This window comes from Mycobacterium sp., from assembly GCF_965229265.1.
Lineage (GTDB): Bacteria > Actinomycetota > Actinomycetes > Mycobacteriales > Mycobacteriaceae > Mycobacterium.
Genome location: NZ_CBDDIY010000010.1, coordinates 1,255,708 through 1,281,901, shown reverse-complemented (window position 1 = coordinate 1,281,901; position 26,194 = coordinate 1,255,708). Strand labels below are relative to the sequence as shown.

Here is a 26,194-nt window from a genome sequence, read left to right as displayed (position 1 = left end):
GCGTGTCAAACCGGGGCAGCGGTATAGCTTGCCTAAGAAAGTGTAATAATCGGTACTGCGAGTGACAGCAACTCCGGGGCTGTCGATTCCGTTGGCGCGCCCTTCCGACTGCGACGTGGAATTCGCCTCCCGGGGCACAGGACGAAAGGCGGGCACGTGGGTCCGAACGGCAACGGAGCTGCGGGGAACCGGCAAAAACTGGAAAAGGTCGTCATCCGGTTCGCCGGCGACTCCGGTGACGGCATGCAGCTCACCGGCGACCGGTTCACCTCCGAGGCCGCTCTCTTCGGCAACGACCTTGCGACGCAACCGAATTACCCCGCCGAGATCCGTGCTCCACAGGGCACGCTGCCCGGCGTCTCGTCGTTCCAGATCCAGATCGCCGACTACGACATCCTCACCGCCGGTGACCGTCCCGACGTGCTGGTGGCCATGAACCCGGCGGCGCTGAAAGCCAACATCGGCGACCTGCCGCGCGGGGGTCTGGTCATCGCCAACTCCGACGAGTTCACCAAGCGCAACCTTGCCAAGGTGGGCTACGAGAGCAATCCGCTGGAAGACGACAGCCTGTCGGACTACGTCGTGCAGGCCGTCGCCATGACCACGCTGACCCTCGGCGCTGTCGAGGAGATCGGCGCGTCCAAGAAGGACGGCCAGCGCGCCAAGAACATGTTCGCGCTCGGCCTGCTGTCCTGGATGTACGGCCGGCCCGTCGAGACCAGCGAGACATTCATCCGCGAGAAGTTCGCCCGCAAGCCTGACGTCGCCGAGGCGAACGTTCTGGCGCTCAAGGCCGGCTGGAACTACGGCGAGACCACCGAGGCGTTCGGCACGACCTACGAGATCAGCCCGGCCAAGCTGGCTCCCGGTGAGTACCGGCAGATCTCGGGCAACACCGCGCTGGCCTACGGCGTTATCGCCGCCGGTCAGCTCGCCGATATCCAGGTGGTGCTCGGTACCTACCCGATCACGCCGGCGTCGGACATCCTGCACGAGCTGTCCAAGCACAAGAACTTCAACATCCTCACCTTCCAGGCCGAGGACGAGATCGCCGGTGTGGGCGCTGCGATCGGCGCCTCCTACGGCGGTGCCTTGGGCGTGACCAGCACGTCGGGGCCCGGCATCTCGCTGAAGTCCGAGGCCATCGGCCTGGCCATGATGGCCGAGCTGCCGCTGCTGGTGATCGACGTGCAGCGCGGCGGCCCGTCCACCGGCCTGCCCACCAAGACCGAGCAGGCCGACCTGCTGCAGGTGATGTTCGGCCGCAACGGCGAGTCGCCGGTGGTCGTGCTGGCCGCCAGCACCCCCTCGGACTGCTTCGAGGTGGCCATCGAAGCCGCCCGCATTGCCCTGACCTACCGGACACCGGTCATTCTGCTGTCCGACGGTGCGATCGCCAACGGCTCCGAGCCGTGGCGGATCCCGGATATCGATTCCTTCGAGGCGATCGAGCCCAACTTCGCCGCGGCCGGCGAGGATTTCCAGCCCTATGCCCGTGACCCGGAGACGCTGGCCCGCCAGTTCGCGGTTCCCGGCACCCCCGGGCTGGAGCACCGGATCGGCGGCCTGGAGTCGGCCAACGGCTCCGGCGCGATCTCCTACGAGCCGGCCAACCATGACCTCATGGTGCGGCTGCGACAGGCCAAGGTCGCCGGGGTCAAGGTGCCCGACATCACCGTCGATGACCCGACCGGGGACGCCGAGTTGCTGATCCTGGGCTGGGGAAGTTCGTTCGGTCCGATCGGTGAAGCCTGCCGCCGGGCCCGTCGTCGCGGGATCAAGGTCGCCCAAGCTCACCTGCGCCACCTCAATCCCATGCCGGCCAACCTGGGCGAGGTGCTGCGCAAGTACCCCAAGGTGGTCGTCCCGGAGATGAACCTCGGTCAGCTGGCGCTGCTGCTTCGCGGCACATACCTGGTTGACGTGCAGTCGGTCACGAAGGTGGAGGGCATGGCGTTCCTGGCCGATGAGTTGGAGGGCATCATCGATGCCGCGCTGGACGGGACGCTGGCCGAAAAGGAAAGCGACAAAGCGAAATTCGCCAGGCTTGCGGCCGCTACCGTAAGCACTGACACAGTTGGCGCAGGAGTGAACGGATGACTGACCTGATCGGCTCGGATCTGCTGGCAGCAGGGGTGTCGAAGACGGCCTGGGTGCCGACCACCGACGAGCCGCAGAAAGCCAAGGACTTCACCAGCGACCAGGAGGTGCGCTGGTGCCCGGGTTGCGGTGACTACGTCATCCTCAACACGATCCGCAACTTCCTGCCCGAGCTGGGTCTGCGCCGGGAGAACATCGCGTTCGTCAGCGGCATCGGCTGCTCGAGCCGGTTCCCGTACTACCTGGAGACCTACGGTTTCCACTCGATCCACGGTCGCGCGCCGACCATCGCCACCGGCCTGGCGCTGGCCCGCCCGGATCTGTCGGTGTGGGTGGTCACCGGTGACGGCGACGCCCTGTCGATCGGTGGTAACCACCTGATTCACGCGCTGCGCCGCAACGTCAACATCACGATCCTGCTGTTCAACAACCGGATCTACGGCCTGACCAAGGGGCAGTACTCGCCGACCTCCGAGGTTGGCAAGATCACCAAGTCCACCCCGATGGGATCGCTGGACTACCCGTTCAACCCGGTTTCGCTGGCGTTGGGCGCGGAGGCGACCTTCGTCGGCCGGGCGCTGGACTCCGACCGCAAGGGCCTCTCGGAGGTGCTGCGGGCGGCCGCCGAGCATCGGGGCGCGGCGCTGGTCGAAATCATGCAGGACTGCCCGATCTTCAACGACGGCTCCTTCGACGTGCTGCGCAAGGAAGGCGCCGAGGAGCGGATCATCAACGTCCGTCAGGGTGAGCCGGTGACCTTCGGTGCCAGCGGCGAATACTGCGTGGTCAAGACCGGTTTCGGGCTGGACGTCGCCAAGACCGCCGACGTCGCGGCCAGCGAGATCGTCGTGCACGACGCCACCATCGAGGACTCCGCCTACGCCTTCGCGCTATCGCGGTTGTCCGACCAGAACCTCGAGCACACCGTCATGGGTGTCTTCCGCCAGGTCTCCCGACCGACGTACGACGATGCCGCCCGCGACCAGGTCCGCCTGGCGCGCGAAGCCACGCCGCACGACCGGCACGCGCTGCAGTCCCTGCTGCGTGGCCGCGACACCTGGACCGTTGACTAGCCGGGCCTAGACGCACCTATGGTTACGCCCGCCCCGCTGGCCGCCGTCGTGTTGGCTGGTGGGGCGTCGCGTCGGATGGGTAGGGACAAGGCCACCCTGCCGCATCCCCAGGCGGCGACGACGATGGTCGAGCGCACCGTCTCGGTTCTGGGTTCCCGCTGCGCGCCGGTGTTCGTGATCGCCGCCCCGGGGCAGCCGCTGCCGGAGTTGGCGGCCGAGGTCCTACGCGACGAGGTGCGCGGGCTCGGACCACTGCTGGCGACCGGCCGAGGGCTTCGCGCCGCGGCGCAGGCCGGCCGGCAGCGCGCGTTCGTCAGCGCGGTCGACATGCCGTTCCTGTCGGTCGACCTCATCGACGAACTGGCCGGCTACGACGGTGTCGACATCGTGTTGCCGTGGGATGGGCGCGACCACTATCTGGCCGGCGTCTACCGCACCGATCTGGCCGAGCACATCGACGGGCTGGTCGCCGCGGGGGAACGCAGTATGCGGGCACTGGCCGACACCGTCGTCACCCAGCGCGTCGTGATCCCGGCCAGCCACGCTCTGGCCAATGTCAATTCCCCCGCCGATCTCCAACAGCAAATAGTCGGATAATTCGCATCATTATCGCAATTCGTCGCGAGCCGACTGAATTCTATTTACCGAATAGCCTCACGCGGTGCCGCCGCGGTTTCGGGCGTCGCTAGATGCTTTGAGGCATAAGGCTTTTCGCCGCCAGCGTTCTCGATGGGCTGATCTCGGGCTGTGACGGCGCGGTAATTACCTGTATGACGGTGGATGCCCGGGCGGGTCCGTCCCGTTCCCGCCCGCGGGTGGCGGCGCGGGGCCGCGACGATGCGCGGCGGTGGCCGCCAAAGCCGCTGGCCGGCACGGTTTCCGGTCAGGGCCATGGCGCCCTGGGTGGCGCGCGCGATGGAACCTCGGCCGGGGCGGCCGCCCGATTCGGGATGAAAAGTGTTCTGCGGCAAGGTATTCGAACTTGGCCGATCGTCGCCTGAGTTGTCGGCGCCAGCTAAAGAAAATCGCCCGTCGATCCTCGAACGGGGCGCCGAAAGCCTGCTGCGGCGACCGTGTTTCCCCGCGTTCGCCGAATCGACGTCTTGCGTTATCAAGATCGGTGTGGGCCAGATCACAAATTGTGCGTGATTTGGCTCACTAAATCGACGCCCACGTCAATGTCGGCGCAGGCCAGGAATCGTGCTGCTGACCTGCACAGACAACTCATAGGTTTTGACCGTGATCGGCTCGTTATCTAACCGAGATGCGCGATTGGGTGATGTGACTTCGCCTGATTCGCTCCGTAGCGTCCTACCCGTTCCCTGTGGGAGCAAACAACTCCACATCATTTCAACCCTGCGTGTGTGCGGGGCCGGGAGGTTGCGAGACCTTCGTGGATCACCGGGTGGTCAAGCCCGCGGTGATGCCGGCCGCCGCTGTTGTGCCCGACCGAGACGGCGCGACCCGAATTCCGGCAGTCCTGAGTGGCTGTGCCCTGCCCGGCCTGGGCGGCGGCGTTCGGCACGTGCTCGGCGAAAGGAAAGCTGTTGAACAACCTCCGCAAGACGCTCGCACGGTCCTTCGGGATGACCGCGATCGGGGGCGCTCTCGTCGTCGCCCCGATGGTCCTGGGCGCCGGTACCGCTTCTGCCGATGGTGGCGTGAACTGGGACGCGGTTGCACAGTGCGAGTCCGGCGGTAACTGGGCGATCAACACCGGTAACGGTTACTACGGCGGCCTGCAGTTCACCCTGGGCACCTGGCGGTCCAACGGCGGCACGGGCTCGCCGCACCAGGCTTCGCGGGAGGAGCAGATCCGGGTGGCCGAGAACGTCCTGCGCAGCCAGGGTCGTGGCGCCTGGCCGGTGTGCGGCCGTCGCGGCTGAGACGACGCTCTCAAGGGTGGCGCCGGGTCGGATGACCCGGCGCCACCCTTGTCTCTGCTGAAACTCCTCTATCAAAGATCTCAGAAAAAACAATCGACACGCCTGTAACGGCTGCATCACAAGCTGCGATTCATCTCACAGCGGCACATCAGTGCCCCCTTTGTCGGGAAGGGAATCACCAATGAGCACGTTGCGCAGGATCGCCACCCTGGTCATCATCTCCGGGGCGTTGGCCCTCACCGGATTCGTTCTGAGCTGCGGAAACGCCAGCGCTGACAGCGGTGTGAACTGGGATGCGATCGCGCAGTGCGAGTCGGGCGGCAACTGGGCCGCCAACACCGGCAACGGCTTCTCCGGCGGCCTGCAGTTCAAGCAGGCGACCTGGGCCGCCAACGGCGGCGTCGGCGCCCCGCATCAGGCTTCCCGCGAGGAGCAGATCCGGGTGGCCGAGAACGTCGCCCGCAAGCAGGGCCTGGGCGCGTGGCCGTCCTGCGGCCAGGCCGCCGGCACCCCGGCCTTTGCCACCCCGGTTTCCGGCGGTACCGCCGCCCCGGCCCAGGGCGCCTGCGCCAACGTCCTGAGCGGCCCGTTCAAGTCGATCGACTTCAACAAGATGTGCCAGGCCATCCAGGACCCGGGCCGCGCCATCGCCAACGCCCTCGGTCTCCGCTGAGACAACGCTGACGACGCCCCGCCGGTTCACCCCGGCGGGGCGTCGTCGCGAGTGGGCAGCCGAAACGCCGAGCGAGCCGCGATCGAGGCGAGGTGGCGGGTGACCACCGCCTCGGGCAGTGCAACGGTCGCCCGGCTGGCCAGCGAGCTCAGGAACACCGGACGCAGGTTCACCACCCGGCCGATGAGACGCGATTCGGCGACGATGGCGCTCACCCGGCGGCGGCGGAACCGCTCGAACGCGGCGAAGGCACGGGGCAGGTCGGGGGACAGGTCGACTACCGCGCCGAGCACGGCGGCGTCCTCCAGTGCCTGGCAGCCACCCTGGCCGAGGTGCGGCCGCATCGGGTGGGCGGCATCGCCGACCACCACCACCGGGCCGGCCGACCACCGCGGGGCCGGGCTGCGGTCGTAGAGATCGTTGCGCAACACGGTGCCGGGATCGGTGGCGGCCAGCATCGACGGGATGGGCTCGGGCCACGACGCCAGCTTGGCGCGCAGGTAGGCCAGCTCGCCCTCGGGCGCGGCGCGGCCCTCGGCCACCTGCTCGGTGGCGAACCAGTAGGTGCGGTCGGCCCCCATCGGGACATGGCCCACCTCTTCTCCCGGTCCCATGGTCTCGCCGGCGAGATCGGGGTCGATGGCCATCGCGGCGACCCCGCGCCACGCGGTGTACCCGGCGTAGCGGTGCGCTAGCGGACCGTTGAGGTGCCGGGCCACCACCGACCGGGTGCCGTCGGCGCCGACCACCGCGTCCACGTCGCGGGTCGAGGAGTCCGACAGGTGCAGCCGCACGCCGCCGGCGGCGTCGCCGAGACTGCGAACGGCCACACCGCTGGTGACGGTGCCAGGCGCCAGCGCCGCGGTGAGGATGTCGCGCAACGCCACACGCTGCAATACGACCAGCGGCTCGCCCAGCGCGGTGACGATCCGTTCCGCCGCCGGGCGGCGCAGCCAAGTGCCGTCCTTCCAGCGGACCGCGCCCGCGCTGACCCGGCCGCCCGCGGCGCGGACCGCAGTGCCAACACCGAGCTCATCCAGTGCCGCCAGCGCATTCGGCCAAACGCTGATCCCGGCACCGGAGCTGGTGTCGGCGCGCTCCTCGAGGACGGTGACGCCGTGGCCGCGTCGGGTCAGCGCGATGGCGGTAGCGAGCCCGGCGATGCCCGCCCCGACGACGGCGATCTGGGCCATGGCGACAACCTAACCTGCGCTGTGCTACCAACGGTCATGAGCACAGGCCCCTTCGACGATCTCGACGACTACATCGCCTTGCCGCGGGTCTCCGGTCTGGCCGTGTCCCCGGACGGATCGCGCGTCGTCACCACGGTCGCCGAGCTCAACATCGCCAAAACCGAATACGTCACCGCGGTGTGGGAGCTCGATCCGGCCGGTGCCCGCCCGGCGCGGCGGCTGACCCGCGGCGCCAAGGGCGAATCCTCGCCCGCCTTCACCGCCGACGGGGATCTGCTGTTCATCGCGGTGCGGGCAGGCGAGGATGACGACAAGCCACCGGCAGCGTTGTGGAAGCTGCCGGCCGCCGGCGGGGAGGCCGTCCGATGGGCCGAGCTGCCCGCCGGGATCACCACGGTTCGGGCGGCCCGGACCGCGCCCACCGTCGTGATCGGCGCCCCGCTGCTGCCCTCGACGCAGACCGTCGACGAGGAACGCCGGCTGCGAAAACTGCGCAAAGACAACAAGATCACTGCGATCCTGCACGCCGGTTACCCGGTGCGGCACTGGGACACCGATCTCGGCCCCGACGAGACCCACCTGCTGCGCGTCGCCGCCGACGGTGGCCTGACCGACCTGACCCGCCAGCCCGGACCTGCCCTGGGCGACGCCGACTTCGCGGTCAGCCCGGACGGCAGCTTCGCCATCGCCACCTGGCGGGTCGCGGCACCGCGGGCGGCGCTGCGCTCGGTCCTGATGCGCATCGACCTGCACACCGGCGACCGTTTCGTGCTCGCCGAGGACCCGGCCGCCGACCTGGCGAACCCGGCGATCTCACCCGACGGCACCGCGGTCGTGTTCACCCGGGAGACTATCTCGAGCCCACAGCAGGAACCGCGAATCACGCTGTGTCACATGCGGATAGGATCGGACGGCTGGGATCAGCTGGCCACCGGGTGGGACCGGTGGCCGGCGTCGGTCGGCTGGACCGCCGATAGTGCGGCGGTGTTGGTCACCGCCGACGACAACGGCCGGTGCCCGATCTTCCGGGTCGGTCTCGACGGTGCGGTCACCACGCTCACCGACGACGACTTCAGCTACACCAACGTGATTGGTGCCCCGGGCGGGGTGATCTATGCGCTGCGGTCCTCGTATGCCGCCCCGCCGCATCCGGTGCGTATCACGGCCTCGGGCGCGATCACCGTGTTGCCCTGCGTGGAGCTGCCTGACCTGCCCGGGGAACTGACCGAGGTGCCCGCCACCACGGCTGACGGCACGACGGTGCGGTCATGGCTGGTGCTGCCGACTCCGGGGGATCGACCCGGCGGGCAGGAGCGAAGCGACTCGGGGGATCGACCCGCTCCGCTGTTGTTGTGGATCCATGGGGGACCGTTGAACAGCTGGAACGCGTGGTCGTGGCGGTGGAATCCGTGGCTGATGGCCGCGCGCGGCTATGCGGTCCTGCTGCCCGATCCGGCGTTGTCCACCGGTTACGGCCAGCAGTTCATCCAACGTGGTTGGGGCGCATGGGGTGGGGCCCCCTACGAGGATCTGATGGCCGCGGTGGACGCCGCGGTGGCCGATCCGCGCATCGATGCGACGCGCACCGCGGCGATGGGCGGATCATTCGGCGGCTACATGGCCAACTGGGTGGCCGGTCACACCGACCGGTTCCGGGCGATCGTGACCCATGCCAGCCTGTGGGCGCTCGACCAGTTCGGCCCGACCACGGACGGTGCCTACTACTGGGCGCGGGAGATGACGCCGGCCATGGCACAGGCCAACTCGCCGCACCGCTTCGTCGGCTCCATTACCACGCCGATGCTGGTGATCCACGGCGACAAGGACTATCGCGTCCCCATCGGCGAGGGACTGCGGCTGTGGTACGAGCTGCTGAGCGCCTCCGGGCTGCCGGCCGCCGACGACGGCACCACCGCGCACCGGTTCCTGTACTTCCCGTCGGAGAATCACTGGGTGCTCGCCCCGCAGCACGCCAAGATCTGGTACCAGGTGGTCACCGCGTTCCTGGCCGAGCATGTGCTGGGCGAACAGGTCGAGTTCCCCGAGGCACTGGGCTGAGCCCGTCCCGGTATGTTGGCGCCCATGACGGCAGCGCAGCGGGAATTCGACATCGTCGTGTACGGGGCCACCGGCTTCGTCGGCAAGCTCACCGCCCAGTACCTGGCCCAGGCCGGCGGTGACCTGCGCGTCGCGCTGGCCGGGCGCTCGCCGCAGAAGCTGCTGGCGGTGCGCGAGACACTCGGCGAATCCGCCCAGTCGTGGCCGATTCTGACCGCCGACGCCGGATCGCCGTCCTCGCTCAACGACCTGGCCGCGCGCACCCGCGTGGTGGTCACCACCGTCGGCCCCTACAGCCGCTACGGCCTACCGTTGGTGGCGGCCTGCGCCGCGGCGGGCACCGACTACGCCGACCTCACCGGTGAGGCGATGTTCGTGCGGCAGAGCATCGACGACTACCACAAGCAGGCCGTCGACACCGGGGCGCGCATCGTGCACGCATGCGGATTCGATTCCATCCCTTCGGATATGAGTGTTTTCGCCCTCTACCGGCGGGCCCAGCAGGACGGCGCCGGTGAACTCGGCGACACCAACTTCGTGTTGCGCGGATTCTCCGGCGGGGTGTCGGGCGGCACCGTCGCCTCGATGATCGAGGTCTTCCGCGCGTCGTCCAACGATCCCAACACCCGTCGCATGCTCGAAGATCCCTACACGCTCAGTCAGGACCGGGCCGTCGAGCCCGAACTGGGCGCCCAGCCCGACCTGCCGTGGCGGCGGGGCAGCGACATCGCGCCGGAGCTGGCCGGGGTGTGGACCACCGGCTTCGTGATGGCGCTGTACAACACCCGCATCGTGCGGCGCAGCAACGCGCTGCTCGACTACGCCTACGGGCGCCGGTTCCGCTACGCGGAGAACATGAGTGCCGGTTCGTCGGCCATCGCACCGCTGACCTCAGCCCTTGCCACCGCTGCAAACAATGGCGTCGTTGCTTTGGGCAGCCGATTCTTCCGCTTCCTGCCTCGCCGGCTGGTGGAGCGCGTCGCGCCCAAGCCCGGCACCGGCCCCAGCGAGCAGGCTCGCGAACGGGGCTACTACCGGGCCGAGACCTACACCACGACCAGCACCGGGGCGCGGTATCTGGCCACCATCGCCCAGCAGGGCGACCCTGGGTACAAGGCGACCTCGGTGATGCTCGGAGAGTGCGCGCTGGCGCTGGCGCTCGACCGGGACAAGCTGCCCGATCTGCACGGTGTGCTGACCCCCGCCGCGGCCATGGGCGACGCCCTGCTGGCCCGTTTTCCCGCAGCTGGGATCGCCGTGGAGACCGTTCGGCTCGGCTAGATGACGGTGCGCGGAATCCGTTCCGGATGCCGCGCCCCTCGACTAGTGTCTGCTGCGATTGCCGCAACTCCAGCAGCGAAGGTGGAATGCATCATGGCCGGACTCGACGACCTCTACAGCCAGATCCCGGTGGCGGATATCGCCAGCAAGCTCGGGGCAGACCAGGGCGAGGTGAACCAGGCGATCCGAACCCTGGTGCCGACGCTGCTCGGCAGCATCCAGCACAACGTCGTCTCGGGTGACATCGACTCGAGCAAACTCGAATCCGCGATAGCCGCTGAAGGGGCCAGCAACCTGCTTGACGGCGGCGTGAACGTCAACCAGGTCGACACCGGCCAGGGCGAGCAGTTCGTCGCGCGGATCTTCGGCGGCAACGACACCAACCAGGTCGCCTCCGCGCTGGCGGGCACGGGCGCCGGCGGTGGCGACCTGATCAAGAAACTGCTGCCGATCCTGACCCCGATCATCCTGGCCTACATCGGCAAACAGTTCAGCGGCGGCAGCGCCGGCGGCGCAGCCACCCAGCAGGCGTCCTCGGGCGGCGGTCTCGGCGATCTGCTGGGCGGAATCCTCGGCGGCGCCACCGGTGGCAGCAGCGGTGGCAACAACGCGCTCGGCAGCATCCTGGGCAGCGTTCTCGGCGGCAAGCAGGGCGGGGCGATCGGGGACATCCTGGGTGGGCTGCTCGGCGGGAAGAAGTAGCGCCGGCCGGGCCGGCGGGGAAGCGGCCGTCCGGCCGCCCGCCGGGTCCGATCCACTCGTTCCTAGAATTGACGGGTGACCACCACTGACGACTCCCGCGCCGATGCCCTGCCCAAGTCCTGGGATCCGGGGTCGGTAGAGACGCGGATCTATCAGGGTTGGGTCGACGCCGGGTACTTCACGGCCGACGCTGGAAGTACCAAGCCCGCCTATTCGATCGTGTTGCCGCCACCCAACGTCACCGGCAGCCTGCACATGGGTCACGCGCTCGACCACACGCTGATGGACGCGCTGACCCGCCGCAAGCGCATGCAGGGCTACGAGGTGCTCTGGCTGCCCGGTATGGACCATGCCGGCATCGCCACCCAGAGCGTGGTGGAAAAGCAGCTGGCCGCCGACGGCAAAACCAAAGAAGACTTCGGCCGCGAGCTGTTCGTGCAGAAGGTGTGGGACTGGAAGCACGAGTCGGGCGGCACCATCGGCGGCCAGATGCGCCGCCTCGGCGACGGCGTGGACTGGAGCCGCGACCGGTTCACCATGGACGAGGGCCTGTCCCGGGCGGTGCGCACCATCTTCAAGCGGCTCTACGACGCCGGACTGATCTATCAGGCCGAGCGACTGGTGAACTGGTCGCCGGTGCTGGAGACGGCGATCTCCGACCTCGAGGTCAAGTACGAAGACGTCGAGGGCGAGCTGGTGTCGTTCCGCTACGGGTCATTAGAGGACACCCAGCCCCATATCATCGTGGCTACCACCCGGGTGGAGACGATGCTCGGTGACACCGCGATCGCCGTGCATCCCGACGACGAGCGCTACCGGGACCTGGTGGGCGCGACCCTGCCGCATCCATTCCTGGATAGGCAGATCGTGATCGTCGCCGACGAGCACGTCGATCCCGAATTCGGCACCGGCGCTGTGAAAGTCACGCCCGCCCACGACCCGAACGACTTCGAGATCGGACTGCGGCACAACCTGGCGATGCCGTCGATCATGGATACCAAGGGCCGGATCGCCGACACCGGAACACAATTCGACGGTATGGACCGCTTTGAGGCCCGGGTGAAGGTCCGCGAGGCACTGGCCGCCGAAGGGCGCATCGTCGCCGAGAAGCGGCCGTACCTGCACAGCGTCGGGCATTCGGAACGCAGCGGTGAACCCATCGAACCGCGGCTGAGCCTGCAGTGGTGGGTGAGGGTCGAGTCGATGGCCAAGGCCGCCGGTGATGCGGTGCGCGACGGCGACATCGTGATCCACCCGAAGAGCCTGGAGCCGCGCTGGTTCGGCTGGGTCGACGACATGCACGACTGGTGTATCTCGCGTCAGCTCTGGTGGGGCCACCGGATCCCGATCTGGCACGGTCCCGACGGCCAGAAGGTGTGCGTCGGGCCCGACGAGACCCCACCGCAGGGTTGGGAGCAGGACCCCGACGTGCTGGACACATGGTTCTCCTCGGCGCTGTGGCCGTTCTCCACGATGGGCTGGCCCGACCGCACCCCGGAGCTCGAAAAGTTCTATCCGACAAGCGTTCTGGTTACCGGATACGACATCCTGTTCTTCTGGGTGGCGCGCATGGTCATGTTCGGCACGTTCGTCTCCGGCGACGACACCATCACCTCGGGTGGGACGCGCGGGCCCCAGGTGCCGTTCGAGAACGTTTTCCTGCACGGCCTGATCCGTGACGAACACGGCCGCAAGATGAGCAAATCCCGCGGAAACGGGATCGACCCGCTGGACTGGGTGGAGTTGTTCGGTGCCGACGCGCTGCGCTTCACGCTGGCGCGCGGGGCGAGCCCGGGCGGGGATCTGTCCATCGGTGAGGACCACGCCCGCGCCTCCCGCAACTTCGCCACCAAGCTGTTCAATGCCACTCGGTTCGCGCTGATGAACGGCGCCGCACCGGCACCGCTGCCGCCCACCGCCGAGCTAACCGATGCCGACCGCTGGATCCTGGGCAGGTTGGAAGAGGTTCGCGCCGAGGTGGATTCGACGCTGGACAACTACGAGTTCAGCCGGGCCTGTGAGGCGCTGTACCACTTCGCCTGGGACGAGTTCTGCGACTGGTATCTGGAATTGGCCAAGGTGCAACTCGCCGAGGGTGTTTCGCATACCACCGCGGTTCTCGCGACGGTGCTCGACACCCTGCTCAAGCTGCTGCACCCGGTGATGCCGTTCGTCACCGAGACGTTGTGGAAGGCGCTCACCGGCGGCGAATCGCTGGTCGTCGCCGACTGGCCGACGGGGTCCGGGACCGCACTGGATCCCGTTGCCGCCCAGCGGGTTGCCGATGTGCAGAAGCTGGTGACCGAGATCCGGCGGTTCCGCAGCGATCAGGGACTGGCCGACCGGCAGAAGGTGCCCGCGAGGCTGACCGGTCTCGACGAGGCGGGGTTGGCCGGGCTGGTCGCCCCGGTGACCTCGCTGGCGTGGCTGACCAGTCCCGCCGCGGACTTCGCCGCCAGCGCCCACATCGAGGTCCGGCTGTCGGAGGGCACCGTCAACGTCGAGGTCGACACCTCGGGCACCGTCGATGTGGCTGCCGAACGTCGCCGTCTGGAAAAGGACCTGGCCGCCGCGCAGAAGGAATTGGCCGGCACCACAGCCAAACTGGACAACGAGGCCTTCCTGGCCAAGGCCCCCGACGATGTGGTCGCCAAGATCCGCGGCCGCCAGCAGCTGGCCGGCGAGGAAGTCGAGCGGATCACCGCCCGACTGGCTGCGCTGACATGACCGCACCCCAGCCGCCCACCCCGGACGAGATCGCCGCGCTGCTGCAGGTCGAGCACCTGCTCGACCAGCGCTGGCCGGAGACCAAGCTGGAGCCCAGCACGGCGCGGATCTCGGCGCTGATGGAGATGCTGGGCTCACCGCAGCTGGGCTACCCGTGCATCCATATCGCCGGCACTAACGGCAAGACCTCGGTGGCCCGCATGGTCGATGCGCTGTTGACGGCGTTCAGCCGACGCACCGGTCGCACCATCAGCCCGCACCTGCAGTCCGCGGTCGAGCGCATCGCCATCGACAACGAGCCGATCAGCCCGGCCCGCTACGTCGAGGTGTACCGGGAGATCGAGCCGTTCGTGCAGATGGTCGACGCGCAGTCGCAGGCTGGCCAACTAGGACCGGCCGGACCGGCGATGAGCAAGTTCGAGGTCCTCACTGCCATGGCATTCGCCGCCTTCGCCGACGCCCCGGTGGACATCGCCGTCGTGGAGGTCGGCATGGGTGGGCGCTGGGATGCGACCAACGTGGTGGACGCACCGGTCGCGGTGATCACCCCGATCGGCATCGACCACGCCGAGTATCTCGGTGACACCATCGCCGAGATCGCCGCGGAGAAGGCCGGGATCATCAGCCCGCCGCGCGGTGAGCTGGTTCCCACCGACACCGTCGCCGTCATCGGCCGCCAGGCGCCCGAGGCGATGGAGGTGCTCCTGGCCCAGGTTGTGCGCGCCGACGCCGCCGTGGCGCGCGAGGACTCCGAATTCGCGGTGTTGGGCCGCCAGGTCGCCGTCGGCGGGCAGGTGCTGGAGCTGCAGGGCCTGGGCGGGGTGTACTCCGATGTGTTCCTGCCGCTGCATGGCGAGCATCAAGCCCACAACGCCGCTGTGGCACTGGCCGCTGTCGAGGCCTTCTTCGGCGCCGGCGCCGACCGGCAGCTCGATATCGAGCTGGTCCGCGCCGGCTTTGCGGCCGCGACCAGCCCCGGCCGGCTCGAGCGGATGCGCAGCGCCCCGACGGTCTTCATCGACGCCGCGCACAACCCCGCCGGCGCCGCGGCCCTGGCCGATGCGCTGGCCAGCGAGTTCGACTTCCGGTTCCTCGTCGGGGTGCTCAGCGTGCTGGGGGACAAGGACGTCACCGGCATCCTCACCGCCCTGGAGCCGGCGTTCGACCAGGTCGTCATCACGCACAACGGCTCACCGCGGGCGCTGGAGGTCGACGCGCTGGCCGCCCGGGCCGAGGAGATCTTTGGACCCGACCGGGTGCTGCGCGCCGACACCCTGCCCGACGCGATCGAGACGGCCACCGCGCTCGTCGAGGACTCCGCGGCGGAATCCGACGGATTCTCCGGGGCCGGGATCGTCATCACCGGCTCGGTGATGACCGCAGGTGCCGCCCGCACCCTGTTCGGGAAGGACCCGCAATGAGCGACGACACGCCCGGGGTCGCCCCGCCGCCCGACCCGTGGAAGAGCTTTCGTGGCGTTATGGCCGGCACGCTGATCCTCGAGGCGATCGTCGTGTTGCTGGCCCTGCCGGTGGTGGGACTGGTCGGCGGTGGTCTCACCGCCTGGTCGACGGCGTACCTGGTGGGCTTCGCGGTCTTCCTCGTGCTGCTGGCCGGGATGCAGGGCCGGCCGTGGGCCATCTGGCTGAACCTCGGCGTCCAGCTCTTTCTGGTCGCCGGGTTCGCCATCTATCCCGCGGTGGGGTTCATCGGTGTGCTGTTCGTGGTGGTCTGGGGCGTCATCGCCTACCTGCGGGCCGAGGTCCTGCGCAGGCAGCGCCGCGGGCTGCTGCCCGGACAGCAACGACTCCCGGACTGAGGCACCTTGGCCCCCGACGCTCCCGGCCGCACGACGTTCCTCGGGCATCCCATCGGCCTGGCCAATCTCCTCGGCATCGAGCTGTGGGAACGGTTTTCGTTCTACGGGATGCTGACCATCCTGGGCTACTACCTCTACTTCTCCGTCACCGACGGGGGACTGGGGCTGCCCAGGGCCGTCGCGCTGGGCGTCGTCGGCGCCTACGGCGGCGTGGTGTACCTGGCGACCATTGCCGGCGGCTGGATCGCCGACCGGTTGCTCGGCATGGAGCGCACCGTGTTCTACGGCGGCCTGGCCGTGCTGCTCGGTCACGTCGCCCTGGCGCTGCTGCCGGGCCTGTCCGGGGTGGCCGCCGGCCTGTCCCTGGTGGCGGCCGGCTCGGGTGCGCTCAAGGCCAACACCTCCACGCTGCTGGGCACCCTCTACGAACGCGACGACCCGCGGCGCGACGGCGGATTCACCTTCTTCTACTTCGGGGCCAACGCGGGTGCGTTCCTCGGCCCGCTGATCACCGGCATGCTGCAGACCCGGGTGGGCTTTCACTATGGGTTCGGCGCCGCCGCGATCGGGATGACCGCCGGGCTCGTGCAGTACAGCGTCTACCGGCGCAACCTCGAGACGGCGGCGCGCGGTCCGATCAATCCGTTACCGCGCGGCAGCTACTGGCGGGTGGCCGCGGCAGGGCTGGCGGTGGTGGCGGTCGTTGTCGGTTCGTTCGCCACCGGACTGGTCACCTTGGCCGACGTCGCCCAGGTCACGACCGCCATCCTGGTCGTCGCATCGGTCGGCTACTTCGCATTGCTGCTGACCAGCCCGCGGGTGCGGGGAGTCGAGCACTCCCGGGTGGTTGCGTTCATCCCGCTGTTCCTGGCCAACGTCGTCTTCGCGACCCTGTTCCAGCAGATCTTCACCGTGCTGGCGGTCTACTCCGCCGAACGGATCAACTGGTCGGTGTTCGGCTGGACCGCGCCGCCCTCGGCGGTCGCCTCGGTGGAGCCGGTGTGGCTGATCTTGTTCGCGCCGCTGTTCGCGGTGATGTGGACCAAACTGGGCTCGCGCGCCCCGTCGACTCCCCGCAAGTTCGGCTATGGCGTGATCGGCATCGGCGTCAGCTTCCTGCTGTTCGTCCCGCTGTCCGGCTCGCCAGCACATTCGGTGCCGGCGCTGGCGGTGGCCGCCATCATGATCCCGGCCGCGATGTCGGAGCTGATGGTGGCGCCGATCGGGATGTCGGTGACCACGCACCTGGCGCCGCAGGCCTTCCGGGGGCAGATGATGGCGCTCTATTTCTTCTCGGTGGGATTGGGAACCTCGATGTCGGGCCTGCTGGCCCGCTACTACGACCCGGCCGACGACCTGGCCTACTTCGGAATCAGCGGGACGGCCGGCGTCCTCACCGGTGTGGCCGTGGTCGCGGTTGCCCCCCGGATCAGCCGGCTGATGCAGGGCGTGCACTGACGGCGCACCCCAAGCTGGGTGGGAAAGTGCGTCGCCGCGGTGGGATACGCTGTGCGCCGTGACCGCGCCGGTGACGATGCGGAGCGAAGCGATGAGGAGGAACGGCGCTAGATGAGCGAGCGGACCCTTGTACTGATCAAGCCCGATGGTGTCGAGCGGCGCGTGATCGGCGAGATCATCAGCCGGATCGAGCGCAAAGGCCTGACCATCGCGGCCCTGGAACTCAAGCAGGTCGGTGATGAGCTGGCCCGTGCCCACTACGCCGAGCACGAGGGCAAGCCGTTCTTCGGCTCGCTGCTGGAGTTCATCACCTCCGGCCCGGTGGTGGCGGCGATTCTGGAGGGCCCGCGCGCGGTCGCGGCGTTCCGCCAGCTCGCCGGCGGCACCGACCCGGTCGAGAAGGCCACGCCGGGCACGATTCGCGGCGACTTCGGCCTGGAGACGCAGTTCAACCTCGTGCACGGCTCGGACTCCCCGGACTCCGCCGAGCGCGAGATCGCGCTCTGGTTTCCCGGCCTCTGACACTCTTGCCGCGCCACTGGGTCCGAACTGGCCCGGCGGTGTGGGATACTGGTGCCGGATGCGCCCGCAAAGGCGCATCCGGATGAAGACTCAAAGACGTGCGCGACCACCCCAACAGCGGTGCGGCGCGGACCGTCCACAGCCATCATTCAGCCAGGCGCCGACCGTGTTCGCAACGAACCGTTCGGAGCGGAGACCATAGACAAGCCCGGGGGAAGTAACCCGGGCGCATAGCGGAAGCCCTCGCGTGGCCGCGTCGATCAGGACGCGCCCGGGGGCTCAAGGAGACTACGTGGCCCACGATGACTTCAATCAGGATCTACCCGAAACGCCCAGCGAGCCGCAGCCCGCGGCCACTGCCGCGCCGGCGGGCGAGGACCTGCCCGATCGGCTGAGGGTGCATTCACTGGCTCGGGTGCTCGGCACGACGAGCCGGCGAGTGCTCGACGCGCTGAGCGAACTCGACGGCCGTACCCGCAGCGCGCAGTCCAGCGTCGATCGCACCGATGCGGTGCGGGTCCGCGACGTCCTGGCGGCCAGTTCGGAGACCAGCGCCGTCGCGGAGCCCGAAGCGACTGAGCCGCCGGCAGCAGCGACACCCGAGCCTGAGGTCATCGAGGTCATCGAGGAGACCGCCGAGCCGGAGTCCCGCCTGATCCTGGAGACCGCCACCGTTGAGCAGGCGGTGTACATGCCGCTGTTCGTCGCCCCGCAGCCCGTCGCAGCCCAACCCGCCGAGGACGAGGACGAGGACGACGACGAGGACGAAGACGCCCCCGCCGAGGTCGATGGCGACGGCGATCAGTCCGAACGTCCCGCCAACCGGCGCCGGCGCCGCGGCCGCCGTGGCCGTGGCCGAGGCCGGGGCGAGCAGGGTGGTCCCGACGCCGAGGACAGCGAGGACGCAGAGCCTGCCGAGGGCGCCGAGGAGACCTCCGACGCCGGCGAGGAAGCCGAAAACGACGAGGACAACGGCGACGACGAGTCGGCGACCGGTGAGGCCGCCACCCGGCGGCGCCGCCGGCGCAGGCGCCGCAAGTCCGGTGGCGGTGAGGACGGCGAGTCCGGGTCGACCGACGATCCGCCGAACACCGTCGTGCACGAGCGGCCCCCGCGCAGCGCCAAGGAGCGCGATCCCGATGCGATTCAGGGCATCAGCGGATCGACCCGGCTGGAAGCCAAGCGTCAGCGCCGCCGCGACGGCCGCGACGCCGGGCGCCGCCGCCCGCCGATCCTGTCCGAGGCCGAGTTCCTGGCCCGCCGCGAGGCTGTCGACCGCGTCATGGTGGTGCGCGACAAGGTCCGCACCGAGCCGCCGCACGAGGGCGCCCGCTACACCCAGATCGCCGTCATGGAGGACGGCGTCGTCGTCGAGCACTTCGTGACCTCGGCGGCGTCCGCCTCGCTGGTGGGCAACATCTACCTCGGCATCGTGCAGAACGTGCTCCCCTCGATGGAGGCCGCCTTCGTCGACATCGGCCGCGGCCGCAACGGTGTGCTCTATGCCGGCGAGGTGAACTGGGAGGCCGCCGGCCTGGGTGGGGCGAACCGCAAGATCGAACAGGCTCTCAAGCCCGGTGACTATGTCGTGGTCCAGGTCAGCAAGGACCCGGTCGGCCACAAGGGTGCCCGCCTGACCACCCAGGTGTCGCTGGCCGGGCGCTACCTGGTCTACGTGCCGGGTGCGTCTTCGACCGGGATCAGCCGCAAGCTGCCCGACACCGAGCGTCAGCGGCTCAAGGAGATCTTGCGCGACGTCGTGACCGACGACGCCGGTGTCATCATCCGCACCGCGTCGGAGGGCGTGAAGGAATCCGACATCCGCGGCGACGTCGAGCGGCTGCAGGAGCGCTGGAACAAGATCGCCGAGGAAGCCGAGCGGATCAAGGGCAACAAGGCCGGCGCCGCCGTCGCGCTCTACGAAGAGCCCGACGTGCTGGTCAAGGTGATCCGCGACCTGTTCAACGAGGACTTCTCCGGCCTGATCGTCTCCGGTGACGACGCCTGGGAGACCATCAACGAGTACGTCGAATCGGTTGCGCCGGAACTGGTTTCGAAGCTGCGCAAGTACGACCCGCCGAGTGGTCCCGGTGGCCCCGACGTGTTCGCGGTGCACCGCATCGAGGAGCAGCTGGCCAAGGCCATGGATCGCAAGGTGTGGCTGCCCTCGGGTGGCACGCTGGTGATCGACCGCACCGAGGCGATGACGGTCATCGACGTCAACACGGGCAAGTTCACCGGCGCCGGCGGCAACCTGGAGCAGACGGTCACCAAGAACAACCTCGAAGCGGCCGAAGAGATCGTGCGTCAGCTGCGGCTGCGCGATATCGGCGGCATCGTGGTGATCGACTTCATCGACATGGTGCTGGAGTCCAACCGCGATCTGGTGTTGCGGCGGCTGACCGAGGCGCTGGGCCGGGACCGGACCCGCCATCAGGTGTCCGAGGTGACCTCGCTGGGCCTGGTGCAGCTGACCCGCAAGAAGCTGGGCACCGGCCTGGTGGAGGCGTTCTCCACCACCTGCACGCACTGCGCCGGTCGCGGCATCGTGCTGCACGCCGACCCGGTCGACACCACCTCGGCGCCGGGCCGCAAGGCCGAGCCGGGCGGCCGGCGTGGGAAGCGCGGCAAGAAGACGACCCGCACCGACGAGCCCGCGGTGGCAAGGGTGCCCGTGCACACCCCGGGCGCGCATCCGATGTTCAAGGCGATGGCAGCGGCCAACGGCAGACCCGAGGACGACGACGCCGACGAGGAGCTGGCCGACGAACTCGAGCGGGAAGCGGTGGACGAAGCGCACGCCGAAACCGCCGAGGGGATCACCGAAGAAGTCTCCGACGACGACCTGGACGAGTCCGACGAGGACCTGGACGAGGACACCGAAGACGAGTCGGAGGACGACGAGATCGACGTCGACCTCGATGAGGACGACGAGGACCTCGACGAGGATGACGAGGACGACCTCGATGAGGACGACGAGGACCTCGATGAGGACGACGAGGACGACCTCGATGAGGACGACGACGAGGCGGACTCCAACGGCTATCACGCCGAGCGGCCCGTCGTGGCGTCGGCCCCGGTCGTGCAGGCAGGCAGGCCCCGGCGACGCGCCGCGGCCCGCCCGGCCGGCCCACCGACAGCGTGATCACCGGCGGTTGGGCTGGCGGTTTGACCCTCCCGGTGCTGGTCACGTAACCTTGAGCAGTTGTCGCCAGGCGTCCGACGCCGGTGGCAGCGGGCTCAAGATCCCGCACCCCAAGACCCGCGCACGCAGCTTCGGTTAGCGCGCGCCCACAGAGCAAGGCGAAGGACAGATGGCGACGTACGCAATCGTCAAGACCGGCGGCAAGCAGTACAAGGTTGCCGTCGGCGACATAGTCAAGGTCGAGAAGATCGAGATCGAGGCCGGCGGTACGGTGTCGCTGCCTGTGGCGCTGGTCGTCGACGGTGCGAAGGTGACCACCGACGCCGGCGATCTGGCCAAGGTGTCGGTGACCGGTGAGGTCCTCGAGCACACCAAGGGCCCCAAGATCCGCATCCACAAGTTCAAGAACAAGAGTGGCTACCACAAGCGGCAGGGGCACCGTCAGCCGCTGACCGTGCTCAAGGTCACCGGGATCAAGTAGTTAAGGGAGCGAACGGACATGGCACATAAGAAGGGCGCTTCCAGCTCACGCAACGGTCGCGAATCCAACGCCCAGCGCCTGGGCGTGAAGCGGTTCGGCGGCGAGGTCGTCAAGGCCGGCGAGATCATCGTTCGCCAGCGCGGCACACACTTCCACCCCGGCGTCAACGTCGGTCGTGGCGGCGACGACACCCTGTTCGCTACGGCGCCCGGCGCCGTGGAGTTCGGTGTCAAGCGCGGCCGCAAGACCGTCAACATCGTGCGGGTCGCCCGGCAGGACGCCTAAGCTCGCGGCTGTAACGCCACGGCGGCGTCGCGAGCGCTTTTCCGCCCTGGCGTTACATTCGAAGGAGTTCAGCGATGCCCCGGTTCGTCGACCGCGTCGTCATACGTACACACGCGGGTAACGGCGGTAACGGCTGCGCGTCGGTACACCGCGAGAAGTTCAAGCCGCTCGGCGGCCCCGACGGTGGCAACGGCGGCCGCGGCGGCAGCGTCGTGCTGGTGGTCGATCCCCAGGTCCACACGCTGCTCGACTTCCACTTCCACCCGAATGTGGTGGCGCCGTCCGGCAAGCAGGGGATGGGCAGCAACCGGGACGGGGCCAACGGATCCGATCTCGAGGTCAGGGTGCCCGACGGCACTGTCGTACTCGATGAGGCCGGCCGCATGCTGGCCGACCTGGTCGGTGCCGGCACCCGGTTCGTGGCCGCCGAAGGCGGTCGCGGCGGGCTCGGCAACGCCGCCCTGGCCTCGCGGGCACGCAAAGCCCCCGGATTCGCACTGCTGGGTGAGAAGGGCGCCGAACGCGAACTCACCCTAGAACTCAAGACCGTCGCCGACGTCGGGTTGATCGGGTTTCCCTCGGCGGGCAAATCCTCGCTGGTGTCGGCCATCTCGGCGGCCAAACCCAAGATCGCCGACTATCCGTTCACCACGCTGGTGCCCAACCTCGGTGTCGTGTCGGCCGGTGAGCACACCTTCACCGTCGCCGACGTGCCCGGCCTGATCCCCGGCGCCTCGCAGGGCCGCGGTCTGGGGCTGGATTTCCTTCGCCACATCGAACGCTGCGCGCTGCTGGTGCACGTCGTCGACTGTGCCACGCTGGAACCCGGTCGTGACCCGATCTCCGACATCGACGCCCTCGAGGCGGAGCTGGCCGCGTATCGGCCGACGCTGCAAGGGGATTCGACGCTGGGTGACTTGGCCGACCGGCCCCGCGCGGTGGTGCTGAACAAGATCGACGTCCCCGAGGCCAGGGAACTGGCCGACTTCGTCCGCGCCGAGGTGCAGACGCGCGGCTGGCCAGTTTTCGAGGTGTCGACGGTGAGCCGGGAAGGCTTGCGCGAGTTGACTTTCGCGCTGTGGGACATGGTTGACGCCTACCGGGCCGCGCTACCCGAGCTGGTTCCGCGCCGCCCGGTGATCCGGCCGGTTCCGGTCGACCAGTCGGGGTTCACCGTTGAGGCTGACCATGCGAATCCCGGCGGTTTCGTGGTGCGGGGTGTGCGTCCCGAACGCTGGATCGCCCAGACCGACTTCCAGAACGACGAAGCCGTCGGCTATCTCGGCGACCGGCTGGCCCGGCTCGGCGTGGAAGACGAGCTGCTGCGGATGGGTGCCAAGGCCGGCTGCGCGGTCACCATCGGCGACATGACCTTCGACTGGGAACCGCAGACACCGGCCGGTGTCGACGTCACGCCGACCGGCCGCGGCACCGATGCCCGGCTGGGACGCAACGACCGCATCGGGGCCGCCGAACGCAAGGAGGCCCGCCGCCAGCGTCGTGAGCACGAGGGCGAGGCGTGAGCGACGCTTGCGGAGCGAACCGACAGCCTGAGAGCCAGTACCGGGACGCCGTCCGCACCGCACGTCGGGTTGTGGTCAAGATCGGCACCACCGCACTGACCACCAAGGCCGGGCTGTTCGACGCCGGACGGCTGGCCAAACTCGTCGACGCCATTGAGGCGCGGATGAAGGCCGGCTCGGATGTCGTCATCGTCTCCTCGGGTGCGATCGCCGCGGGCATCGAGCCGCTGGGTCTGAGCCGGCGCCCGACCGATCTGGCCACCAAGCAGGCCGCGGCCAGCGTCGGGCAGGTGGCGCTGGTCAACGCCTGGAGTGCGGCGTTCGCCCGGTATGACCGCACGGTCGGACAGGTGCTGCTGACCGCGCATGACATCTCCATGCGGGTGCAGCACACCAACGCCCAGCGCACGCTGGACCGACTGCGGGCGCTGCATGCGGTGGCAATCGTCAACGAGAACGACACGGTGGCCACCAACGAGATCCGGTTCGGCGACAACGACCGGCTCTCGGCGCTGGTGGCTCACCTGGTGGGTGCCGACGCGTTGATCCTGCTCTCCGACATCGACGGTCTCTACGACGCGGATCCCCGCAAGGCCGACGCGCGGTTCATCCCCGAGGTGACCGGGCCGGACGATCTCGACGGGGTGGTGGCCGGGCAGGGCAGCGCGCTGGGCACCGGCGGTATGCGTTCGAAGCTGTCCTCGGCGCTGCTGGCCGCCGACGCCGGAGTGCCGGTGCTGCTGGCCGCGGCCGCCGATGCCGCGGCGGCGCTGACCGACGCCTCGGTCGGCACGGTGTTCGCCCCACGGCTCGACCGGATGTCGGCGCGACGGTTCTGGGTGCGCTATGCCGCCGAAGCCTCGGGGGTGTTGACGCTCGATGCAGGCGCGGTCCGCGCGGTGGTCAAACAGCGGCGTTCGCTGCTGCCCGCCGGGATCACCGGGCTGTCGGGCCGGTTCTTCGGCGGGGATGTCGTCGAGTTGCGCGGCCCCGACGCCGAGATGGTCGGCCGCGGCGTGGTGGCCTACGATGCCACCGAGCTGGCCACCATGATCGGCCGCTCGACCGCAGACCTGCCGGCCGAAATGCGCCGTCCCGCAGTGCATGCCGACGATCTGGTCGCGGTCTGACCGGCTAGCGACACAGCAGCCCGGTCACCCGCTTCTCCAGCGCGGCGAGCTTGGCTTTCAGCTGGTCGGCACGGTCGCCAGCGGCGTCCAACGGATCCTCGGCCGGTTTGCGCACCGTCACCCCGTTGGCTGTCGCGGTGGCGATCACGCACTCGCCGACCAGCGGGTCGGCCAGGATCAGCGTTGACAGCACGCCCGGCGAGAGCACCTTCTCGCGCCCCAGCAACCCGCGGTAGTGCACCTCGGCGGGGATGCGAGCGTCGGCGTGATCCTCGATCTGTTGACGGGCGGTGGCCATCAGCAACGTCAGCACCGCCGCCGAGGCCAGCCCGAGCAGCTTGCCGCGGCCGGGAAACCACGGCACCGGCAGTCGGTCCACCTGCTTCTCGACCGCGCCCGACAGCAGGTATTCCACCAGGTTGCGAGTATCGATCTCGGTCATCGTCGACCACGCCACGTCGTCGCCGTCGAACTCGAGGGTCTGCGGGCTGACCGCGACCCCGCCGAACCGGTTGAGCAGTCGCACCACCCCGCGTAGCCGCTCGGGCAGCCGGGCGGTGTCGGCGACGACGTCCCCGATACCCAACGCCCACCGCGTCGTGATCGGCCCGGCAGGCGGGCGGACCCGTCTCAGCAGGGCCTGAATCCGGCCGGCTTCCTTCTCGACGTCATCGGGGGTGGGCACGCCCCGAGCTTGTCATGCCGACATCAGCCCGGACAGTTCATCGGCCAACAGCGCCAACATCGGTGAGCAGCCGCTGTCCACCGTGACCGTCGCGAGGTCGTCGCCGCGGGTGGGCCCGCGGTTGATGATCGCGATGGGCAGCCCGCGTGCGGCGGCGTGCCGCACGAAGCGGTACCCGGAGAACACCGTCAGCGACGAACCGGCCACCAGCAATGCCTCTGATGCCTCTACCAACGAATACGCCTGGGCCACAATCTCAGAACGGACACTTTCGCCGAAGTAGACGATGTCGGGTTTGAGCATCCCGCCACACATCGGGCAGTCAAGGAAGCGGAACGAGTCGGTGTCGGTGACGACGGCGTCGGCGTCGGGCGCCACGGCGATGCCGCCGACCCGCTCGGCGCGTTCGGCGAATCCGGGATTGGCCGCCTCGAGCTTCTCGGCCAACGCCGCGCGCGACATCGTGTGGCCGCAGTCCAGGCAGATCACCTGCGCGTAGGTGCCGTGCAGGTTGATGACGTTTCGGCTGCCGGCCTTGGTGTGCAGCAGGTCGACGTTTTGGGTGATGATCCCGCTGACGACGCCGGCACGCTCGAGCTCGGCCAGCGCCCGATGCCCGGCATTGGGCTGCGTCTGGGCCTTGTGCCGCCAACCCAGGTGGTTACGCGCCCAGTACCGCTGCCGGAATGCGCGGCTGGAGGTGAACTGGCGAATCGTCATCGGATTGGCCGGTGGCGAGTCCGGCCCGCGATAGTCGGGGATGCCCGAATCGGTGGAGATCCCTGCGCCGGTGAGTACGGCGACGCGCCGGCCCGCCAACAGGGCGACGAGTTCGGGAGCGTCCACGCAATCCAGGGTAGGCGCACCCGGATCGGCCTAGCCGAAGTCGGTGAACGGGCTGATGGCGTCGCGGGCGAACTGGGCGACGTTGACCGTCGGGTTGCCGTCGGGATAGCTGACCGTGGCCAGCAGGTTGGCCCCGGCGTCGACGAAATCGCCGTCGGCGCGGCCCTGGTGCGTCGTCGAGGTGACCAGGATGATGCCCGAGGTGCCGGCCTGCTGGGCCAGCGGAACCGAGAACCTGGCGTTCTGCACGGTGCTATTGGCCTTGTCCTCCAAGATGATCCGGTTGTCGGGGAAGCCCAGCATCGTCAGCATGCGGCGCATCTGCGACGCCTCGGTCACGCCGTTCTGGGGGTTACCGCCGGTCACGATGATCGGCGAGCGCGGGAAGAATTGAGCCACGGCCAGACCAGTCAGTACCCGGCGGCGCAGGATCATGCGCATCGAGCCGTCGGGTTGCAGGCCGTAACCCAATATGACGATCGCTGGATTGGAGAAGTCCTTGGGCGCAGGTGCCGGCGCCGCCTGAGCGGGGGCCGCGCCGAGGATGGTGGCGACAACGAGGAGCAGTGCGCCGCAGGCGGCTTTCCATCGACGTCGCACGCTTCCT

21 protein-coding genes and 1 pseudogene are annotated in these 26,194 nt (G+C 68.9%); 18 read left to right on the top strand and 4 right to left on the bottom strand.

Annotated features, from left to right (window positions below; translation table 11 throughout):
• The first annotated feature begins 156 nt into the window (after nucleotides 1–156).
• The 5 genes and pseudogenes from ADBZ9K_RS08065 (at nucleotide 157) to ADBZ9K_RS08045 (ending at nucleotide 5,732) form a co-directional block, all read left to right on the top strand.
• Nucleotides 157–2,100: a 2-oxoacid:acceptor oxidoreductase subunit alpha gene (locus ADBZ9K_RS08065; RefSeq protein WP_526619562.1), complete on the top strand. Its 1,944-nt coding sequence runs from the start codon at nucleotides 157–159 to the stop codon at nucleotides 2,098–2,100.
• A complete protein-coding gene (locus ADBZ9K_RS08060; protein WP_526619561.1) occupies nucleotides 2,097–3,173 on the top strand; it encodes a thiamine pyrophosphate-dependent enzyme in 1,077 nt (358 codons plus the stop codon). Before ADBZ9K_RS08065 ends, ADBZ9K_RS08060 begins: the two co-directional genes overlap by 4 nt.
• A gap of 18 nt (nucleotides 3,174–3,191) precedes the next feature.
• Entirely contained in the window at nucleotides 3,192–3,770 is a 579-nt protein-coding gene (gene mobA / locus ADBZ9K_RS08055; RefSeq protein ID WP_526619560.1) for a molybdenum cofactor guanylyltransferase, read from the top strand.
• A gap of 1,064 nt (nucleotides 3,771–4,834) precedes the next feature.
• Nucleotides 4,835–5,059, top strand: a pseudogene (locus ADBZ9K_RS08050) (transglycosylase family protein); the annotation flags it as partial.
• A 181-nt stretch (nucleotides 5,060–5,240) separates the two neighbouring features.
• The gene (locus tag ADBZ9K_RS08045; protein WP_526619559.1) at nucleotides 5,241–5,732 is read left to right on the top strand and encodes a transglycosylase family protein; all 492 of its coding nucleotides are present in this window, start codon (nucleotides 5,241–5,243) and stop codon (nucleotides 5,730–5,732) included.
• Between the two features lie 26 nt (nucleotides 5,733–5,758).
• Here ADBZ9K_RS08045 and ADBZ9K_RS08040 read toward each other — a convergent pair whose 3' ends face one another.
• Nucleotides 5,759–6,925, bottom strand: a complete 1,167-nt coding sequence (locus ADBZ9K_RS08040; protein ID WP_526619558.1) for an FAD-dependent oxidoreductase — start codon at nucleotides 6,923–6,925, stop codon at nucleotides 5,759–5,761.
• Between the two features lie 36 nt (nucleotides 6,926–6,961).
• Between ADBZ9K_RS08040 and ADBZ9K_RS08035 the strand changes: the two genes are divergently transcribed.
• From ADBZ9K_RS08035 to proB, 13 genes are all read left to right on the top strand, one after another.
• Nucleotides 6,962–8,983, top strand: coding sequence for a S9 family peptidase (locus ADBZ9K_RS08035; RefSeq protein ID WP_526619557.1), 2,022 nt, complete (start codon nucleotides 6,962–6,964; stop codon nucleotides 8,981–8,983).
• 24 nt (nucleotides 8,984–9,007) lie between these two features.
• Nucleotides 9,008–10,264: a saccharopine dehydrogenase family protein gene (locus tag ADBZ9K_RS08030; protein ID WP_526619556.1), complete on the top strand. Its 1,257-nt coding sequence runs from the start codon at nucleotides 9,008–9,010 to the stop codon at nucleotides 10,262–10,264.
• A gap of 93 nt (nucleotides 10,265–10,357) precedes the next feature.
• Nucleotides 10,358–10,966: a DUF937 domain-containing protein gene (locus tag ADBZ9K_RS08025; RefSeq protein WP_526619555.1), complete on the top strand. Its 609-nt coding sequence runs from the start codon at nucleotides 10,358–10,360 to the stop codon at nucleotides 10,964–10,966.
• A 75-nt stretch (nucleotides 10,967–11,041) separates the two neighbouring features.
• A complete protein-coding gene (locus ADBZ9K_RS08020) occupies nucleotides 11,042–13,693 on the top strand; it encodes a valine--tRNA ligase (protein ID WP_526619554.1) in 2,652 nt (883 codons plus the stop codon).
• Nucleotides 13,690–15,114, top strand: coding sequence for a bifunctional tetrahydrofolate synthase/dihydrofolate synthase (folC, locus tag ADBZ9K_RS08015; protein ID WP_526619553.1), 1,425 nt, complete (start codon nucleotides 13,690–13,692; stop codon nucleotides 15,112–15,114). Before ADBZ9K_RS08020 ends, folC begins: the two co-directional genes overlap by 4 nt.
• Nucleotides 15,111–15,512, top strand: coding sequence for a DUF4233 domain-containing protein (locus ADBZ9K_RS08010; protein WP_526619552.1), 402 nt, complete (start codon nucleotides 15,111–15,113; stop codon nucleotides 15,510–15,512). The genes folC and ADBZ9K_RS08010 overlap by 4 nt, the downstream gene beginning before the upstream one ends.
• A 6-nt stretch (nucleotides 15,513–15,518) precedes the next feature.
• The gene (locus ADBZ9K_RS08005; protein WP_526619551.1) at nucleotides 15,519–16,970 is read left to right on the top strand and encodes a peptide MFS transporter; all 1,452 of its coding nucleotides are present in this window, start codon (nucleotides 15,519–15,521) and stop codon (nucleotides 16,968–16,970) included.
• Nucleotides 16,971–17,081: 111 nt separating this feature from the next.
• On the top strand, nucleotides 17,082–17,492 hold the full coding sequence (gene ndk / locus ADBZ9K_RS08000) for a nucleoside-diphosphate kinase (protein ID WP_526619550.1): 411 nt from the start codon (nucleotides 17,082–17,084) through the stop codon (nucleotides 17,490–17,492).
• Nucleotides 17,493–17,784: 292 nt separating this feature from the next.
• The gene (gene rne / locus ADBZ9K_RS07995; RefSeq protein ID WP_526619549.1) at nucleotides 17,785–20,637 is read left to right on the top strand and encodes a ribonuclease E; all 2,853 of its coding nucleotides are present in this window, start codon (nucleotides 17,785–17,787) and stop codon (nucleotides 20,635–20,637) included.
• 169 nt (nucleotides 20,638–20,806) lie between these two features.
• Nucleotides 20,807–21,118 (top strand): 50S ribosomal protein L21, encoded by a 312-nt coding sequence (gene rplU, locus ADBZ9K_RS07990; RefSeq protein WP_526619548.1) that lies wholly within the window; start codon nucleotides 20,807–20,809, stop codon nucleotides 21,116–21,118.
• Nucleotides 21,119–21,136: 18 nt separating this feature from the next.
• Nucleotides 21,137–21,403: a 50S ribosomal protein L27 gene (rpmA, locus tag ADBZ9K_RS07985; protein WP_526619547.1), complete on the top strand. Its 267-nt coding sequence runs from the start codon at nucleotides 21,137–21,139 to the stop codon at nucleotides 21,401–21,403.
• A 74-nt stretch (nucleotides 21,404–21,477) separates the two neighbouring features.
• Entirely contained in the window at nucleotides 21,478–22,926 is a 1,449-nt protein-coding gene (gene obgE / locus ADBZ9K_RS07980) for a GTPase ObgE (protein ID WP_526619546.1), read from the top strand.
• Complete coding sequence (gene proB, locus ADBZ9K_RS07975) at nucleotides 22,923–24,056, top strand: glutamate 5-kinase (protein ID WP_526619545.1); 1,134 nt, start codon at nucleotides 22,923–22,925, stop codon at nucleotides 24,054–24,056. The genes obgE and proB overlap by 4 nt, the downstream gene beginning before the upstream one ends.
• 4 nt (nucleotides 24,057–24,060) lie before the next feature.
• Here proB and ADBZ9K_RS07970 read toward each other — a convergent pair whose 3' ends face one another.
• From ADBZ9K_RS07970 to ADBZ9K_RS07960, 3 genes are read right to left on the bottom strand one after another with little or no spacing between them, the layout of a single operon-like run.
• On the bottom strand, nucleotides 24,061–24,741 hold the full coding sequence (locus ADBZ9K_RS07970; RefSeq protein WP_526619544.1) for a hypothetical protein: 681 nt from the start codon (nucleotides 24,739–24,741) through the stop codon (nucleotides 24,061–24,063).
• Between the two features lie 12 nt (nucleotides 24,742–24,753).
• Nucleotides 24,754–25,587, bottom strand: coding sequence for an NAD-dependent protein deacetylase (locus tag ADBZ9K_RS07965; RefSeq protein ID WP_526619543.1), 834 nt, complete (start codon nucleotides 25,585–25,587; stop codon nucleotides 24,754–24,756).
• Between the two features lie 30 nt (nucleotides 25,588–25,617).
• Nucleotides 25,618–26,187, bottom strand: coding sequence for a YdcF family protein (locus ADBZ9K_RS07960; RefSeq protein WP_526619542.1), 570 nt, complete (start codon nucleotides 26,185–26,187; stop codon nucleotides 25,618–25,620).
• Between the last annotated feature and the right edge of the window lie 7 nt (nucleotides 26,188–26,194).

Excerpts from the sequence above, each read along its gene's own strand:
- rplU (WP_526619548.1), top strand. The coding sequence starts at position 20,807 with ATGGCGACGTACGCAATCGTCAAGACCGGCGGCAAGCAGTACAAGGTT.
- ADBZ9K_RS08035 (WP_526619557.1), top strand. The coding sequence starts at position 6,962 with ATGAGCACAGGCCCCTTCGACGATCTCGACGACTACATCGCCTTGCCG.
- ADBZ9K_RS08060 (WP_526619561.1), top strand. The coding sequence starts at position 2,097 with ATGACTGACCTGATCGGCTCGGATCTGCTGGCAGCAGGGGTGTCGAAG.
- ADBZ9K_RS08025 (WP_526619555.1), top strand. The coding sequence starts at position 10,358 with ATGGCCGGACTCGACGACCTCTACAGCCAGATCCCGGTGGCGGATATC.
- ndk (WP_526619550.1), top strand. The coding sequence starts at position 17,082 with ATGAGCGAGCGGACCCTTGTACTGATCAAGCCCGATGGTGTCGAGCGG.
- ADBZ9K_RS08045 (WP_526619559.1), top strand. The coding sequence starts at position 5,241 with ATGAGCACGTTGCGCAGGATCGCCACCCTGGTCATCATCTCCGGGGCG.
- ADBZ9K_RS08010 (WP_526619552.1), top strand. The coding sequence starts at position 15,111 with ATGAGCGACGACACGCCCGGGGTCGCCCCGCCGCCCGACCCGTGGAAG.
- ADBZ9K_RS08030 (WP_526619556.1), top strand. The coding sequence starts at position 9,008 with ATGACGGCAGCGCAGCGGGAATTCGACATCGTCGTGTACGGGGCCACC.
- ADBZ9K_RS08040 (WP_526619558.1), bottom strand. The coding sequence starts at position 6,925 with ATGGCCCAGATCGCCGTCGTCGGGGCGGGCATCGCCGGGCTCGCTACC.
- folC (WP_526619553.1), top strand. The coding sequence starts at position 13,690 with ATGACCGCACCCCAGCCGCCCACCCCGGACGAGATCGCCGCGCTGCTG.
- rpmA (WP_526619547.1), top strand. The coding sequence starts at position 21,137 with ATGGCACATAAGAAGGGCGCTTCCAGCTCACGCAACGGTCGCGAATCC.
- obgE (WP_526619546.1), top strand. The coding sequence starts at position 21,478 with ATGCCCCGGTTCGTCGACCGCGTCGTCATACGTACACACGCGGGTAAC.
- mobA (WP_526619560.1), top strand. The coding sequence starts at position 3,192 with ATGGTTACGCCCGCCCCGCTGGCCGCCGTCGTGTTGGCTGGTGGGGCG.